Below are 15,293 nucleotides of genomic sequence, written 5' to 3' on the forward strand. Positions count from 1 at the left end.
GGGTGGGACGGGAGGCTCGGGTGACTCGTCCACGACGTCGACCGCGGGCAGCGGCGGCGCCAACTCCGTGGTGGGCCGGTCCCGCCACACCGCGATTCCGCCGATTCCTGCGGCGACGACTGCGACGAGTACCAACGCGATCACGCCGCGACGCCCCGGTGCGAACCGAACCCGCGGACCGGACGCGTCCGCATCGGTATCGAGCCAGCCCGGCGCGCCCACCCCGCCGCCGCGATCGGGCTCGCCGGTCGCGTCGTCGAGGCTGACGGCTCCGGTGACGGCGTCCAGTCTGCGCCTGATCTGCTCGCGAACCTCGGTGCTGCCCATGACACGACGGTAGGGCGGGCACCGCACCGGACCTCGGGGCCGACCAGCCGAAACAGCGTGGCCTGTGGATGAATTCGAGCCCTGTGGACTACTCGGGTGCGTCGGCCCCGCCGGGGACCACGAGCACCCCGACCGCTCCCGGCCCGAGATGGCTCGCGACGACCGGGCCGAGTTCGGCGACGACGAACTCGCCTGCGCCGGGGAGTCGTTCGCGCAGCGCTGCCGCCACCTGCTCCGCCCGCTCGGCGGCGCCGACGTGATGCACCGCGACCGCGACGTTGCCTGCGTCGGATCCGGACAGCTCCTTGGCGCCGGACTCCGCCAGTTCGACGGCGCCGTCGACGAGCCTGCCGATCGCCTTGGTGGCCGTCCGCGTCTTCTCCCGGAGCACCAGCTTCCCGTCGACCAGATGCAGTACCGGCTTCATCGCGAGGGCGGTTCCGAACAGTGCGGCCGCCGTGCCGATCCGGCCGCCGCGGCGCAGGTGGTCGAGCCTGTCGACCATGATGAGGACGCGACCCCGATCGGCGACCTCCACGGCCCGCTCGTAGACCGCGCGCAGGTTACCGCCCGCCCGGGCGAGGCGAGCCGCGGCGAGCACCGCATAACCCAATGCCATTGCCGTGGAACGGGAGTCGACGATGCGAACCTTGTCTCCCAGCTCCTGCGACGCCTGCCGCCCGGCCTCCCAGGTCCCGGACAGCTGCCGCGAGATGTGCACGGCGACGACACCGTCCCCCGCACTGTCCTCGAGGGCGCGGGCGTAGGCGTCGGTCAGCTCACCCGGCGACGCCCCCGACGTGGTGATGCCCGCACCGACGAACAGGTTCGCCGGCATCGCGTCGACACCTTCGCGCAGGTCGGTCCCGTCGACGAGTACGTGCAGCGGGACCACCCGGATACCCAGGTCCTCCGCGACCTTCGGTTCGAGACCGCAGGACGAGTCCGTGACCACGACGACCGCCATGGGCGACTACCGGGCTCCGTCGGCGGCCGGGTCCACGACATCGGCAGCGCGGGCGGCAGCAGCCGCGACGGCGGCGCGGATGGTCGGGAGCATCGCCTCGGCGACCGCGGCGTGACCGGCCCACCCCCAGTGGATGCCGTCAGGATTCCCCTCACCGGAGTAGATGTCGGGACGGACCGCCTGGGCGAGATCGACCAGCGGCACGTCCTTCTCGCTGCTCCACGCTTCGAGTGCGTTGACGGCCGCGGTACGACCAGCGTGCACCTTGCCGTAGGCGTCGCTGAGGTGCACGGACGGCAGGCAGCCGATGATCGGCAACTCCGGCCGCATGTACTCGAGCGAGGTGCGGCACTCCTCGAGATACTCGACGCTGAGCCTCGGGGGCAGAGCGACGGGCCATCCCAGCGGCGCGAGCCGGGGCTGCAGCCACTGGTAGGCGTTGCGGACCTGGCGGCGCAGGGCGGGTGGGCGGATGTACCGCAGCGTCTCGCGCAGCGCGGTCGGGAGCGGGGACGGCAACGAGTCCATACCGCCGACCGCGAACACCACCGCGCCCGCGCGCGGCACGGTCGCCCACACGCGCGGGTCCTGGATCAGGGCCCAGTAGGCGTCGCGGCTGGTCCACCCGATGCGGGCGACCAGTTCGACGTCCCAGCCGAGTTCCGCGGCGACGATGTTCGGCCAGATCTTCGGGTGGTCGGCGGCGAGCCCGCCCTTCGGTCCGAAGTAGGACAGGGAGTCCGCGATCACCAACAGCGTAGGACGATCGGCGGAGTCGGCGGCGGCACCGCCCGCGAGGTCAGAGGACATCGCCGGCCACCGCTGCGGACGCGTTCCACACGTCGAGACGCCAGGAGACGGCACCGGGTTCGCCGTGCCCGCTGAGCTGCACCCAACTGGTGTTGCCCAGGCCACCGAAGACGGGCCAGCGGTCCACGGGAAGGTCGAGCAACGCGGCCGTCAGCGCCGCGATGAGGCCACCGTGCGCGACGAGCACCACGGGCGCCTCACCCCACTCGGGACGGTCCGCGACGAGTTCGTCCACGACCGGCACGGCACGCCGCGCGACGTCGATGCGACTCTCGCCGCCGGGCGGCGTCCAGGACGCGTCGGCACGCCAGGCGGCCCGCGCTCCGGGGTCGCGCTCGTCGACCTGGGTGTGTGTGAGGCCCTGCCATTCACCGAGGTGGGTCTCGCGCAGGCGGATGTCGGTGGTGACTGTCAGGCCGGCGTGCTCGCCCAGGGCGGCTGCGGTGTCCGACGCACGTCGCAGGTCCGAGCTGACGATCGCGGCGGGCCCGCGCTCCGCGAGTACCTTCGCCGCCGACTTCGCCTGGATTCGGCCGAGCTCGGACAGGTCCGTGTCGAGTTGCCCCTGCATCCGGTCGCCTGCGTTGTACTCCGTCTGCCCGTGCCGAAGCAGGATCAGCCGCCGCGAATGCGGCAGCGCGGACGTCACAGTCCGGACTCCGGGGCAGCGTCGTCCAGGTCCGCGCGGTCGTCGGTGATGACGCCGTCGGAATCGGCACCCCACTCGGACGTGGGGGCCTCGATTCCGTCGATCGTCACCACGGGGCAGTCCTTCCAGAGCCGCTCGAGGCCGTAGAAGTTGCGCTCGTCGTCGTGCTGCACGTGGACGACCATGTCGACGTAGTCGAGCAGTGCCCAGCGACCCTCGCGGGTGCCTTCCTTGCGAACCGGCTTGTGCCCGGCTTCACGCAGCTTGTCCTCGATGTTCTCGACGACCGAGTTGACCTGACGCTCGTTGGACGCGGAGGCGATGACGAAGCAGTCGGTGATGACCAACTGTTCCGACACGTCCAGAACCACCACGTCCTTGGCCAGCTTCTCGTCGGCGGCCAACGCGGCAATCCGCGACATCTCGAGTGCTTCGGCGGATGCGCTCACTTAACTGTTCTCCCGGTTCTGGGTTCGGCTGGTGTTCTGGGTCGTGCCCGTGTCGTGCTGCGGTGCCGGTCCCGACACCGTGATCGCGCCGTCGTGACGCTCCGCGCCCCGGGGTCGATACAGGTTCCGCTTCGAGATGTACTGCACCACCCCGTCCGGCACCAGGTACCAGACGGGACGGTTCTCACTCGCCCGCAAGCGGCAGTCCGTCGACGAGATCGCCATGGCGGGAATCTCGACGAGCGTCAACGCGTCTTCGGGCTGGCCGGCGAGATGGTCGGCGAGATGGTCGCCACCGAGTTCGTATCCGGGCCTGCTCACACCCACGAACTTCGCCAGCTCGAACATCTCCTCCCAATTCTGCCAGGTGAGGATCGTCTCGACCGCGTCGGCGCCCGTGATGAAGTACAAGTCCGCGTCGGGGTGCTGGTCACGCAGGTCGCGCAGGGTGTCGACGGTGTAGGTGTCCTTGTGCCGGTCGACGTCGACGCGGCTGACCGAGAAACTCGGATTGGACGCCGTCGCGATGACCGTCATGAGGTAGCGGTCCTCAGCGCCGCTGACGTTCTTGCCCGCCTTCTGCCACGGCTGACCGGTCGGCACGAAGATGACCTCGTCGAGATCGAAAAGGTCTTTGACCTCACTCGCCGCGACGAGGTGACCGTGGTGGATGGGGTCGAAGGTGCCACCCATGACTCCCAGCCTGCGGCGACGCGCTGCCGCTTTCTCTCCCTTGTGCACGAGAGTCGAGCTTACTGGGAGGCCGCGGGGTGAATCCGCCAGCACGTCACACCGGCAACAGCCCCGCGACGACCGCGGCCAGCTGCTGCGCGTTGCGGCACTCGTGCATCGGTACGACATCGGCGTACACGTTGGCGGCGGAGTCGCCGCCGCCCCACTGACCGCGCGGCTCGGGGTTGAGCCAATGCGTGTGCTTGGCGACCGTGGCCAGGTGCGCCAGCGTCGCGAGGTTGGGATCGCGGTAGTTGTTGCGCGCATCGCCGAGGATGAGCAGCGACGAGCGGCCCGTCAGGCTGTGCGCGAACCGCTCGGCGAAGACCCCGATCGCGTTCCCGTAGTCGGAGTGCCCGTCGTACGCGATGAGGTCGGCCTCGCGGATCATGCGCGACATCGACACGCCGAGGTCGGCGCCCGAGTCGAAGAACCGGGTGACCTCGTCGGTGGTGTCGATGAACGCGAACACCCGGACGCGGGCGAACTGCTCGCGCAGCGCGTGCACGAGCAGCAGCGTGAAGTTGGAGAACCCGGCGACCGAGCCGGACACGTCGCACAGCACGACGAGTTCGGGGCGTGCCGGACGCGGTTTGCGCAGCACGAGGTCGATGGGGACGCCGCCGGTGGACATCGACTTGCGCAACGTCTTGCGGAGGTCGATGGCGCCTGCCCGCGCGCGTTTACGGCGGGCCGCGAGGCGGCTCGCGAGTTTGCGGGCGAGCGGATTGACGGTGCGCTTGAGCGTGACCATCTCCGAGTCGGTGGCACGGAGGAAGTCGACCTCCTCGGCGAGCTTCGGAACGCCGTAGCTCGCGACGCGCTCCTTCCCGAGCTGCTCGGCGGAGCGGCGGCGCGTCTCGATCTCGACCATCTTGCGGAAGTCGGCGATCCGCTGTGCGGCCGTGCGCCGGGCGATCTCGGTCGCGTAGTCGTCGGCCTGGTGCTCACCCTTGCTCGAATGCCCGAGCAGGCCGTCGAGGATCCGGGACACGAGCGTCTCCGGGCCCACGTCCCGCAGCGCCTGATAGGCGGAGAACGACGGCCCCTTCGCGGACTGGTACTGGCCCAGTTCCTCCACGAGACGCGAGGTGAGCTGCTCGATCAGTTGCAGGGACTCCGCCGACCCGTCGACGAGCAGTCCCGCGATCAACTCGCGCAGCGCCTCGAAGTCGACCTCACCGTTCTCGCCGCGCGGGATCTCGATCTCGACGTCACCGCTGCCGTCGGTGCGCGCTCCGACCGCGGCCGGGAACCACAGGTCGAACAGCGCGTCGTACGTGGCGCGGTGCGTGGGTCGACGCAGCAACGCGCACGCCAACCCCTCCCGCACCGACTCCCGGTCGAGCAGATCCAGGACCGACATCACCTGTCCGGCGTCGACGGTCTCGGACGGTCCGACCGCGATACCGCGCTTGCGGAGGGCTTCGACGAAGTCGACGAGGTGCCCGGGCAGCCCGTACGGTGCTGCCGGAACCCCCGACCTGCCTGCGGTGACGGCCATGAGGCCTCCCTAGTCTTTAGTTGAGCCGGAGTTCCGACTCGGCGCGCTGCTGGTCGGCCTGATGCTTGAGGACGACGCCGAGCGTCGTGCGGATCGCCTCGTCGTCGAGGGTGTCCATGCCGAGCGCGAGCAGGGTCCGGCCCCAGTCGATGGTCTCCGCCACGGACGGCAGCTTCTTGAGCTGCATGCCGCGCAGAACCCTCACCGTGCGGACGAGCTGCTCGGCGATCGCCTCGGGCAGTTCGGGCACGCGGCTGGCCAGGATCCGGCGTTCGAGATCGGCATCCGGGAAGTCGAGGTGCAGGAAGAGGCAGCGCCGCTTGAGCGCCTCGGACAGTTCGCGGGTGCCGTTGGACGTCAGTACCGTGAACGGCTTGCGGGTCGCGGTGATGGTGCCGAGTTCGGGCACCGTGACGGCGAAGTCGCTGAGGACCTCGAGGAGCAAGCCCTCGATCTCGACGTCGGCCTTGTCGACCTCGTCGATCAGCAGGACCGTCGGGTCCGAGCGCCGGATGGCGGTCAGCAGCGGCCGCGAGAGCAGGAACTCCTCGGCGAAGACATCCTGCCGGGTGTCCTCCCACGAGTTCTCGGTGCTCGACTGGATCCGCAGGATCTGCTTGGCGTGGTTCCACTCGTACAGGGCGCGCGACTCGTCGACACCCTCGTAGCACTGGAGACGGACGAGTTCGGCGCCCGCCGTCTGCGCGACCGCGCGCGACAGCTCGGTCTTGCCGACGCCGGCGGGACCCTCGATCAGCAGCGGCTTGCCGAGTCGATCCGCGAGGAACACCGCGGTCGCGGTCCCCTTGTCCGCGAGGTAACCGGTCTCGGCGAGGCGCGTGACGACGTCGTCGACGCTGGCGAAGACGGGCGGGGTGGTCGGAAGTGCTCGATCCACGGGGGAACCTTTCGTACGGGCCGGGTGACTGGGCAGCCGGGTCGGGCGGGGCGGCCGGGGTCAGGCGGGGCGGGTGTGGCCGTCGCCCCACACCACCCACTTGGTCGAGGTCAGTTCGGGCAGTCCCATCGGGCCACGGGCATGCAGCTTCTGGGTGGAGATGCCGATCTCGGCGCCGAACCCGAACTGCTCGCCGTCGGTGAATGCGGTCGACGCGTTCACCATGACCGCCGCCGCGTCGACGCGGGCGGTGAACTCGCGGGCCGCGGACAGGTCGTCGGTGACGATGGCCTCGGTGTGACCGGTGCCGTAGCGGTCGATGTGCGCCACGGCCTCGTCGAGGTCGGCGACGACCTTCATGGCGATGTCGAGGGTGAGATATTCCTCGGTCCAGTCGGCTTCGGTCGCGGGGACCTGACCGTCGAGGTCGCCGTGGATGACGACGCCTGCGGCCTGCAACGCCTGGGTGAGCGCGGGCACCGCGACGTCCGCGACGGCGGCGTCGATGAGGACCGTCTCGGCGGTGTTGCACACGCTGGGTCGGCGGGTCTTCGCGTTGAGGACGATGGCGCGGGCCCGGTCCAGGTCGGCGGCGGCGTGCACGTAGACGTGGCAGTTGCCGACGCCGGTCTCGATGGTCGGCACGGTGGCATCACGGACGACGGCGTTGATGAGACCGGCGCCGCCGCGAGGGATGACGACGTCGACGAGGCCGCGGGCCTGGATCAGATGGGTGACGGACGAGCGGTCCTCGGACGGCAGCAACTGGACGGCGTCGGCGGGCAGACCCTGCTCGGTGAGTGCGGCACGGAGCACCTCGACCAGTGCCGCGTTGGATGCCTTCGCCGACGACGAGCCGCGCAGCAGGGCGGCGTTGCCGGACTTGAGGGCGAGCCCGAAGGCATCGACGGTGACGTTCGGGCGGGCCTCGTAGACCATGCCGACGACGCCGAGAGGCACCCGCAGCTGCCGGATCTCGAGTCCGTTCGGGAGGGTGGAGCCGCGTACGACCTCGCCGACCGGGTCGGCCAGCCCGGCGACCTGACGCAGCCCCGAAGCGATGCCGTCGATGCGGTCGGCAGTGAGCCGGAGCCGGTCGATCAGGGATTCCTCGGTACCCGCTGCGCGCGCGGTCTCGACGTCCACGGCATTGGCGGCGAGCACCGTGTCGGTCGCGGCGAGGACGGCGTCGGCGGCGGCGTGCAGCGCGGCGTCCTTCTGGGCCGTTGTCAGCAGGGCCAGCGCCTTCGACGCCACCCGGGCACGGCGGGCCGCGTCGTGCACGGCTTTCCGGATCGTGTCCGTCCCCAGCTCTTGCTCGTTCACCGCTGTCATGAACACAGCCTAACGATCGTTGGGGAGGAGGTCAGCGCCGTACCCGGCGGACGAGGTGTCTCACCCCGCGCCGGCAGCGTCGCGACGCTGCTGCCTGCGCCCACCCTTCCCGTCGTGCCCCCGACGTCCAGGAATGCGATGTGCACGCCGACGCAGCGCCAACTCGTGCTGGAGCCGCTCCGGCGACAACTTGCCGGGGCCGTGGATACGGGTGCCGTCGCCTCGCTCGATCGTCGCCGCCATGCGCAATGTCCTCCCCCGAAACCGATCCGTCGGGTGCACCGTAGAGGCACGGTCCGACAGCGTCATCCGATTTTCGGCTGCCCGCCCCGGCCACTGCCTTAACCTCGGAAACATGCCTGCGCGCGTGACGGTCCTCGGCAGCGTCAACATGGATCTGGTCGCGACGACCGCCGTCCGCCCGGCCGGCGGGGAAACGGTGCTGGGGACGGCTTTCGCAACCGGACCCGGAGGCAAGGGGTCGAACCAGGCGATAGCCGCCGCTCGTGCCGGTGCCCGCACCCGCTTCCTCGGGGCGGTCGGCGACGACGCCTTCGCCACGACGTTGCGCGGCACGCTCGCCGCGGCCGGTGTCGACATCGACCTGCTCCGGGTGATTCCGGGACCGAGCGGTGTCGCGGTCATCGTCGTCGACGCAGCGGGCGAGAACTCGATCGTCGTGGTGCCGGGGGCGAACGGTGCGTTCACGGACCTCGACGACCAGGAGCTGGCGCGGATCGCGCAGTCGGACGCGCTGCTGTGCCAGTTCGAGACGCCGATGGACACGGTCGTCGCGGGCGCCGCGCACGCGCACTCCTCCGGCACCCTCGTGTTCGTGAACCCGTCTCCGGTCCAACCTCTTCCGGCCGACCTGATCGGATCGGTCGACGTGCTGATCGTGAACGAGACGGAGTTCGCGCAGCTCGGAGCGGCGACCGTCGAACGGGTGCCGCACGTCGTGACGACGCTCGGTGGACGCGGCGCGACATGGCGGGGACCGGACGGTGTCGCCGTGCACGTCGCCGCACCCCCGGTCGCGGTCGTCGACACCACCGGCGCGGGTGACGCGTTCGCGGGCACCCTCGCCGCGTCCTGGCATCTGGGGCCCGAACGCGCACTGCGCCGCGCTGTCGTCGGAGGGTCGCTGGCGACGACCCGGGCGGGCGCGGCGGCGTCCTCCCCCACTGCCGACGAGGTGGACGCACTGCTCGCCCGACACTCCTGAACGCAAACCCACCCCCGAATCGTTCGTGCGGCATACCATCACCGCACCGCGGCCAGAGTGAGCAAGGTCACAGGCCGCTCCTCGCGATCGGAGAGTGTGCGTATGTATCGGACAGTTGCGGGCAAGACCATCGCCGACCTCGTCTTCCGCGCCGCGGACGAGTACGGAGACCGGCCCGCCGCCCGCTGGCAGAGTGTCCCGGACACCTGGGAGCAGTTCTCCTTCCGCGATCTGGCCGAGCGGGTCGACGAGTTCGGTGCCGGACTGATCGACCTCGGACTGGGCGTCGGCGACCGCGTCGCCGTGCTGGCGAGCACCCGCCCCGACTGGTCCGTCGCGCACCTCGCCATCGTCGCGGCCGCGGGCGTCCACGTTTCCGTCTACCCGACCAACTCCCCCGACGAATGCGCCTGGGTCGTCGGCAACTCCGAGGCCCGCGGCATCGTCTGCGAGAACGCCGACCAGGTCGCGAAGATCGTCGCCGTCCGCGACCAGTTGCCCGCGCTGGAGTGGATCGCCGTGCTGGAGGGCGACGCCGGCGACGCGATCTCGGCCGACGAGATCCGCCGGCGCGGACGCGAGGCGGGCGCCGACGAACTGCGCCGCCGGGCGGCGGCCGTCGACCCGACGGACCCGTATGTCTTCATGTACACCTCGGGAACGACCGGTCCACCGAAGGGATGCGTGCTCTCCCACGGCAACTACCGCGCGATCATGACCGCGAACGACAGCCTCGACGCCCTCGACGGGATCACGACGGACAAGGACATGGTGCTGTACCTGTTCCTGCCGCTCGCACACGCCTTCGCGCTGCTGTTCCAGCTGATGACGTTCGACCGCGGGGGCGTCATCGCCTACTGGGGCGGCGACACCACCCGGATCGTGGGCGAGGTGATGACCGTCCAGCCGACACATCTGCCGTCGGTGCCGCGCGTCTTCGAGAAGATCTACACCCTCGCCGTCGGATCGAAGCCCGCCGAGGAGCAGGAGCGAATCCTGGCGGCCGCCGCACTCGGTGTGCGGGTCCGGGACATGCAGGCGGCGGGCGAGCCGGTGCCCGCGCAGCTGCAGGAGATGTTCGATGCCGCCGAAACCGCCCTGTTCCAGGGTGTTCGAGCCCTGTTCGGCGGCAACCTCGACCTCGCGATCACCGGTGCTGCCCCGATCGCGAAGGAAATCCTCGAGTTCTTCTACGGCTGTGGGGTTCCGCTGATGGAGGGCTTCGGCATGACCGAGACCTCGACGGGCGCGACCGTCAACACCGTCAAGCATCACCGGTTCGGCACGGTCGGTAGGCCGCTGCCCGGCATCGAGGCCCGGGTCGCCGAGGACGGCGAACTGCTCCTCAAGGGCGGCAACATCTTCCAGGGCTACTACAAGATGGACGACGCCTCCTTCGGCGCCGTCACCGACGGCTGGTTGCACACCGGCGATCTCGCCTCGATCGACGCGGACGGGTACGTCTCGATCGTCGGCCGCAAGAAGGACATCATCGTCACCTCCGGTGGCAAGAACCTGACGCCCGCCAATCTGGAGAACGACCTCAAGCGGTCCCCGTGGATCAGTCAGGCCGTCATGCACGGCGATCGGCGTCCCTACCCGGTGGTGCTGGTGACCCTCGATCCCGAGACGGTGCTGCCGTGGGCGCAGGCGCAGGGACTGCCGGAGTCGATCGCGGAACTCGCGACGCACCCCACGGTCGTCGGCCTCGTCCAGCAGGCGGTGGACGCGGCGAACGCGAAACTCGCCCAGCCCGAACAGGTCAAGAAGTTCGCGATCGCCGACCGCGACCTCGCGCAGGAGACGGGCGAGCTGACCCCGACGCTCAAGATCAAGCGGAAGGTGGTCGGGGAGAACTTCGCGGCCGTGTTCGACGCCCTGTACGTGGACTGACGGCAGTGCTCGCCTTCGCCGCCGTCACGCGTCGGCGAAGGCGAGCCCCCGCTCCGCCAGTTCGTCTCCGAGGATCCGAATCGCCTTGGGGCCGACTCCATGGATTGCCAGCAACGCTGTCGCGGCGACGGACGTCAACTGCTCGTATCGCGTGTACCCGTGTGCGGATAGCTCCCGCGCGGCGACCTTGCCTATGGTGCGCGGAAACTCCGTCGTCCCCGGAGCCGCGGCGCCGAGCCATTCCTGCGCGGCAACGACCAGCGCCGCGACACCGACATCGAGGGTCGGACGCACGACTGGAGCGAACTGCGGGGAATGGTTGGACGGCAACGCCTTCCCCTCCTCGACCTCGAACCCTCCGATGAACCAGTAGGCCAGCGGGACTCCGAGTTCGGTGGCGAGGTCACCGACGTCCTCACTGCCCGCGACGGGTCCGATCTCGAACACCTTGTCGGCGCCGAGCAGTCCGCCGAGCGCGGTGAGGGTGCGCCGGGTCGCCTCCACGTCGTTGACGGTCAGCGGGAAGCTGTTCAGGTCGACGATCTCGGGCGGACGCGGCGCCCGCGACGCCTCGGCCTCGGCGTTCGCGATCCGGGCGATGCCCTCCGCCAACTGCTCGGCGACGTGCGTCTCGAACGCGCGGGTATTGACCTTGAGCACGGCTTCGTCCGGGATGACGTTCTCCTTGGTGCCCGCCTGGAACGAGCCGACCGTCACGACGGCCGGGTTCGTCGGCGAGACCTCCCGGGAGACGAGCGTCTGCAGCCGCATCACCGTGGACGCGCCCATCACCACCGGGTCGACACACTGGTCGGGCGTCGACCCGTGGCCTCCGCGGCCGAACAGCCGGATCTGCATGCTGCGTGCGGCTGCCATCGCGGTGCCGGGACTGGCGAACACGGACCCGACCGGCCCCGGCATGACGTGTTGTCCGAGGACCACCGACGGCCGCGGAATCCGCGAGTAGAGGCCGTCGTCGATCATGCTGCGCGCGCCGTCCCCGAGTTCCTCCGCCGGCTGGAACAGCGCGATCACCGTGCCCGACCAGTGCCCGCGTGCGCGGGCGAGGAGGTCGGCCGCACCGAGGAGGCAGGTGACGTGCATGTCATGGCCGCAGGCGTGCATGACGGGCACCGTCTCGCCCGCCGAGTTCACCGTCGTCGCGGTGGAGGCGTACTCGAGGCCGGTGTCCTCCCGCACGGGCAGCGCGTCCATGTCGGCGCGAAGCAGCACGACCGGCCCGCCCCCGTTGACGAGAACGCCGACGACGCCGGTGCCACCGATGCCGCTGGTGACGTCGTACCCGGACGCGGCGAGCCGTTCGGCGACGATGCCCGCCGTCCGGTGCTCCTCGTAGGAGAGTTCGGGATGCGCGTGCAGGTCTCGATACAGGTCGGCCAGCTCGCCCGCGAGCGCGTCGAAGCCGCCGAGGATCGGGTGATCTGTCAGGTCCATCGCTCAGGCCTACCAGACGGCGACCCCCGCAGCGTGCAGGCGTCGTGTCGGTGTCGTCGGGCACGATGGACGCCATGACCTCCGCAGCGACCGATCTCCGTGCCGACGCCGAGTCCCTGCTCCGTGAACTCGCGGGACCGGACGCCCGGCTGCGCGAGGACCAGTGGACCGCGATCGAGGCGCTGGTGGTGCACCGGCAGCGGGCACTGGTCGTCCAGCGCACCGGCTGGGGCAAGTCGGCCGTGTACTTCATCTCCGCGAAGCTGCTGCGCGCCCGGGGACTCGGTCCCACAGTCATCGTCTCGCCACTGCTGGCCCTGATGCGCAACCAGGTCGACTCGGCGGCGCGCGCCGGTGTCCGGGCGGCCACCGTCAACTCCGGCAACGTCACCGAGTGGGACGAGATCCATCAGCGAATCGCCGACGGCGAGGTGGACGTGCTGCTGGTGAGCCCGGAGCGCCTGAACAACCCGGACTTCCGAGACCAGGTGCTGCCGTCGCTGGCCGCCGACGCCGGCCTCGTCGTCGTCGACGAGGCGCACTGCGTCTCCGACTGGGGGCACGACTTCCGTCCCGACTACCGCCGCATCCGCACCCTCGTCGCCGATCTCGGCGACGGCATCCCCGTCCTCGCCACCACCGCGACGGCGAACGACCGCGTCGTCTCCGACGTCGCTGCGCAGCTCGGTGTCGGGGGTGCGGAGACGCTGGTGCTGCGCGGCGGCCTCGACCGCGAGTCGCTCAGCCTGTCGGTGGTGCGCATCGACGAGGCCACCAAGCGCGCCGCGTGGCTCGGGCAGCATCTGCACTCGTTGCCGGGGTCCGGGATCGTCTACACGCTGACGGTCTCGGCCGCACAGGAACTGGCCGCTCTGCTCACCGATCAGGGCCACACGGTCGCGGCCTACACCGGGCAGACGGATCCCGCGGAACGTGAGCAGCTCGAGGCCGACCTGCTGGCGAACCGAGTGAAGGCACTCGTCGCGACATCGGCGCTCGGCATGGGATTCGACAAGCCGGACCTCGGGTTCGTCGTGCATCTGGGGGCGCCGTCGTCCCCGATCTCCTACTACCAGCAGGTGGGCCGCGCCGGCCGCTCCACAGACCGCGCCGAGGTGGTGCTGCTGCCCGGCCACGAGGATCGGCAGATCTGGAGTTGGTTCGCGTCCGTCGCCTTCCCGCGTGAGCACATCGTGCGGCAGGTCCTCGAGGCACTCGATCTCGAGCGCCCGCAATCGACGCAGGCACTCGAACCCCTCGTCGAGCTCAACCGCTCGCGCCTGGAGATGGTGCTCAAGGTCCTCGACGTCGACGGCGCGGTGCGCCGGGTCCGCGGCGGCTGGATCGGCACCGGGCAGCCGTGGGAGTACGACGCACCGCGCTACGAGCGGCTCGAGCAGGCCCGGGCCGCCGAGCAGCAGGCGATGATCGACTACGAGAGCACACCCATGTGCCGGATGGAGTTCCTGCGCCGCCAACTCGACGACCCGCTGCTCGGCGACACACCCGCCCCCTGCGGCCGCTGCGACAACTGCACCGGCGTCGGCCCCGACACCACCGTCGACGAGCAGTCCGTGACGCGCACCCGGGCGCGCCTCGACCGTCCGGGCGTCGACCTGACACCGCGTAAGCAGTGGCCCACCGGACTGGCGAAGCTCGGCCTGTCCCAGTCGGGAAGGATCACCGACGGACCACAGACCGGACGCGCGATCGGCCGGCTCTCCGACCTCGGCTGGGGCTCGCGACTGCGCGCGCTGTTCGACGCACCGGACGGCCCGGTTCCCGACGCAATCGTCGACGCCGCGATCCGGGTGCTCGCCGCCTGGGACTGGGAGGTCCGCCCGAGCGGCGTCATGGCGGTCGAGTCGGACGTCCGGCCTCAGCTGGTGTCGTCGCTGGCGGCGCGGCTGGCGCAGGTGGGCAGGCTCGCCGACCTGGGCACGCTGCACCGCACTCCCGGACGCCCCCCGGTCTCGGCTGCGAACTCCGCGTACCGCGTCGCGGGCCTGGCGGGTGCGTTCCTCACCCCCGGCCCTCTCCCCGCCGACGGACCGGTGCTCCTCGTCGACGACCTCTGGGACACCGGCTGGACGCTGACGACAGCCGCGCGGGAGCTCCGGTCGGCGGGCGCGCCGGCTGTGCTGCCGTTCGCGATCGCCACTCCGAACTGATCACGACGGGAGGGTGACGGCGACCTCCGCGGCCGCTCCCCCGAACCGTGACAATCGCCCGGAGGCCGTCCACCGCTACATGAATGTGTTGCACCTCACACCTGCGGCCTCACCTGGGCCGAACCGGGGATAACGCCGCTCTTCACTCCCGGGGGGGTGCTTTGAGCGTGATCGTGTTGTTACGTTCGAGTCGCTTATGACGCCCTTCACGGAGAGCACTACCCCAACTCAGATCGCCTGCCGCAGACCGACGGTCGACGACGGGACCAGGATGTGGGAGATCGCCCGCGACTCGCGCGTGCTCGATCTCAATTCCAGCTATTCCTACCTGTTGTGGTGCAGGGACTTCCACGACTGCTCCGTCGTCGCAGAACTCGACGGCCGCGTCGTCGGATTCGTCACCGGCTACGTCCGACGTGACGACCCCAGCACACTGTTCGTCTGGCAGGTGGCCGTCGACGAGTCCGCTCGCGGACACGGCGTGGCAGCAGCCATGCTGAACGAACTCCTGGACCACCTTTCCCACCAGGGCATTACACGCCTGGAAACCACGATCAGCCCGGACAACGGCGCTTCGATCGCCCTGTTCACATCCATTGCCCGACATCGCTACACCACGATCACGAAGCGAGAACTGTTCACTCCCAGCCATTTTCCCGATGCGCACGAATCCGAAGAGCTCTACATCATCGGGGACACGAGCACCGAAGGAGCGCAACGATGACAATCGCCATCGACACCACCATCTTCACCGATCTCGAGTCCGAGGTTCGCAGCTACAGCAGGTCCTGGCCCACCGTCTTCACCTCCGCCAAAGGATCCTGGCTCCGCACCGAAGACGGACGCGACTACCTCGACTTCTTCGCAGGCGCAGGCGC

General features: G+C 70.0%; 13 protein-coding genes and 3 pseudogenes. 5 read left to right on the top strand and 11 right to left on the bottom strand.

The genetic code is table 11. The annotated features are described in order from the left end of the window. The 10 genes and pseudogenes from FFS72_RS25775 to FFS72_RS25820 form a co-directional block, all read right to left on the bottom strand. Positions 1-327 (bottom strand): annotated as a pseudogene (locus tag FFS72_RS25775) (ComEA family DNA-binding protein); the annotation flags it as partial. An 88-nt stretch (positions 328-415) separates the two neighbouring features. Then, a complete protein-coding gene (locus tag FFS72_RS25780; protein ID WP_137876611.1) occupies positions 416-1,294 on the bottom strand; it encodes a DegV family protein in 879 nt (292 codons plus the stop codon). 6 nt (positions 1,295-1,300) lie between these two features. Then, positions 1,301-2,104 carry a diglucosylglycerate octanoyltransferase gene (octT, locus tag FFS72_RS25785; RefSeq protein ID WP_137876612.1) on the bottom strand — a complete coding sequence of 268 codons (804 nt, stop codon included), beginning with the start codon at positions 2,102-2,104 and terminating at the stop codon, positions 1,301-1,303. Continuing rightward, on the bottom strand, positions 2,094-2,753 hold the full coding sequence (locus FFS72_RS25790) for a histidine phosphatase family protein (protein WP_137876613.1): 660 nt from the start codon (positions 2,751-2,753) through the stop codon (positions 2,094-2,096). The genes octT and FFS72_RS25790 overlap by 11 nt, the downstream gene beginning before the upstream one ends. After that, positions 2,750-3,202, bottom strand: a complete 453-nt coding sequence (gene rsfS, locus FFS72_RS25795) for a ribosome silencing factor (RefSeq protein WP_137876614.1) — start codon at positions 3,200-3,202, stop codon at positions 2,750-2,752. Before rsfS ends, FFS72_RS25790 begins: the two co-directional genes overlap by 4 nt. Next, on the bottom strand, positions 3,203-3,895 hold the full coding sequence (gene nadD / locus FFS72_RS25800) for a nicotinate-nucleotide adenylyltransferase (RefSeq protein ID WP_249353539.1): 693 nt from the start codon (positions 3,893-3,895) through the stop codon (positions 3,203-3,205). 94 nt (positions 3,896-3,989) lie between these two features. Continuing rightward, positions 3,990-5,438 (bottom strand): vWA domain-containing protein, encoded by a 1,449-nt coding sequence (locus tag FFS72_RS25805; RefSeq protein WP_137876616.1) that lies wholly within the window; start codon positions 5,436-5,438, stop codon positions 3,990-3,992. Positions 5,439-5,454: 16 nt separating this feature from the next. Further along, positions 5,455-6,336 carry an AAA family ATPase gene (locus FFS72_RS25810; RefSeq protein ID WP_137876617.1) on the bottom strand — a complete coding sequence of 294 codons (882 nt, stop codon included), beginning with the start codon at positions 6,334-6,336 and terminating at the stop codon, positions 5,455-5,457. Positions 6,337-6,396: 60 nt separating this feature from the next. Then, complete coding sequence (locus FFS72_RS25815) at positions 6,397-7,671, bottom strand: glutamate-5-semialdehyde dehydrogenase (RefSeq protein ID WP_137876618.1); 1,275 nt, start codon at positions 7,669-7,671, stop codon at positions 6,397-6,399. 60 nt (positions 7,672-7,731) lie between these two features. Continuing rightward, positions 7,732-7,914, bottom strand: coding sequence for a hypothetical protein (locus FFS72_RS25820; RefSeq protein ID WP_137876619.1), 183 nt, complete (start codon positions 7,912-7,914; stop codon positions 7,732-7,734). A gap of 112 nt (positions 7,915-8,026) precedes the next feature. Between FFS72_RS25820 and FFS72_RS25825 the strand changes: the two genes are divergently transcribed. Then, the gene (locus FFS72_RS25825) at positions 8,027-8,896 is read left to right on the top strand and encodes a ribokinase (RefSeq protein WP_137876620.1); all 870 of its coding nucleotides are present in this window, start codon (positions 8,027-8,029) and stop codon (positions 8,894-8,896) included. Positions 8,897-8,998: 102 nt separating this feature from the next. Beyond that, the gene (locus FFS72_RS25830; RefSeq protein WP_137876621.1) at positions 8,999-10,789 is read left to right on the top strand and encodes an AMP-dependent synthetase/ligase; all 1,791 of its coding nucleotides are present in this window, start codon (positions 8,999-9,001) and stop codon (positions 10,787-10,789) included. 222 nt (positions 10,790-11,011) lie between these two features. On the opposite strand, the pseudogene FFS72_RS25835 reads toward FFS72_RS25830, so the two are convergent. Further along, a pseudogene (locus FFS72_RS25835) lies at positions 11,012-12,244 on the bottom strand (amidohydrolase); the annotation flags it as partial. A 74-nt stretch (positions 12,245-12,318) separates the two neighbouring features. Here FFS72_RS25835 and FFS72_RS25840 point away from each other — a divergent pair. The 3 genes and pseudogenes from FFS72_RS25840 to FFS72_RS26915 form a co-directional block, all read left to right on the top strand. Further along, the gene (locus FFS72_RS25840) at positions 12,319-14,415 is read left to right on the top strand and encodes a RecQ family ATP-dependent DNA helicase (RefSeq protein WP_137876622.1); all 2,097 of its coding nucleotides are present in this window, start codon (positions 12,319-12,321) and stop codon (positions 14,413-14,415) included. Between the two features lie 196 nt (positions 14,416-14,611). Beyond that, positions 14,612-15,139, top strand: a complete 528-nt coding sequence (gene ectA / locus FFS72_RS25845; protein ID WP_137876623.1) for a diaminobutyrate acetyltransferase — start codon at positions 14,612-14,614, stop codon at positions 15,137-15,139. Further along, positions 15,136-15,293, top strand: a pseudogene (locus FFS72_RS26915) (diaminobutyrate--2-oxoglutarate transaminase); the annotation flags it as partial. The gene ectA and the pseudogene FFS72_RS26915, both read left to right, overlap by 4 nt.

Source organism: Rhodococcus sp. Q, assembly GCF_005503035.1.
Lineage (GTDB): Bacteria > Actinomycetota > Actinomycetes > Mycobacteriales > Mycobacteriaceae > Rhodococcus_G.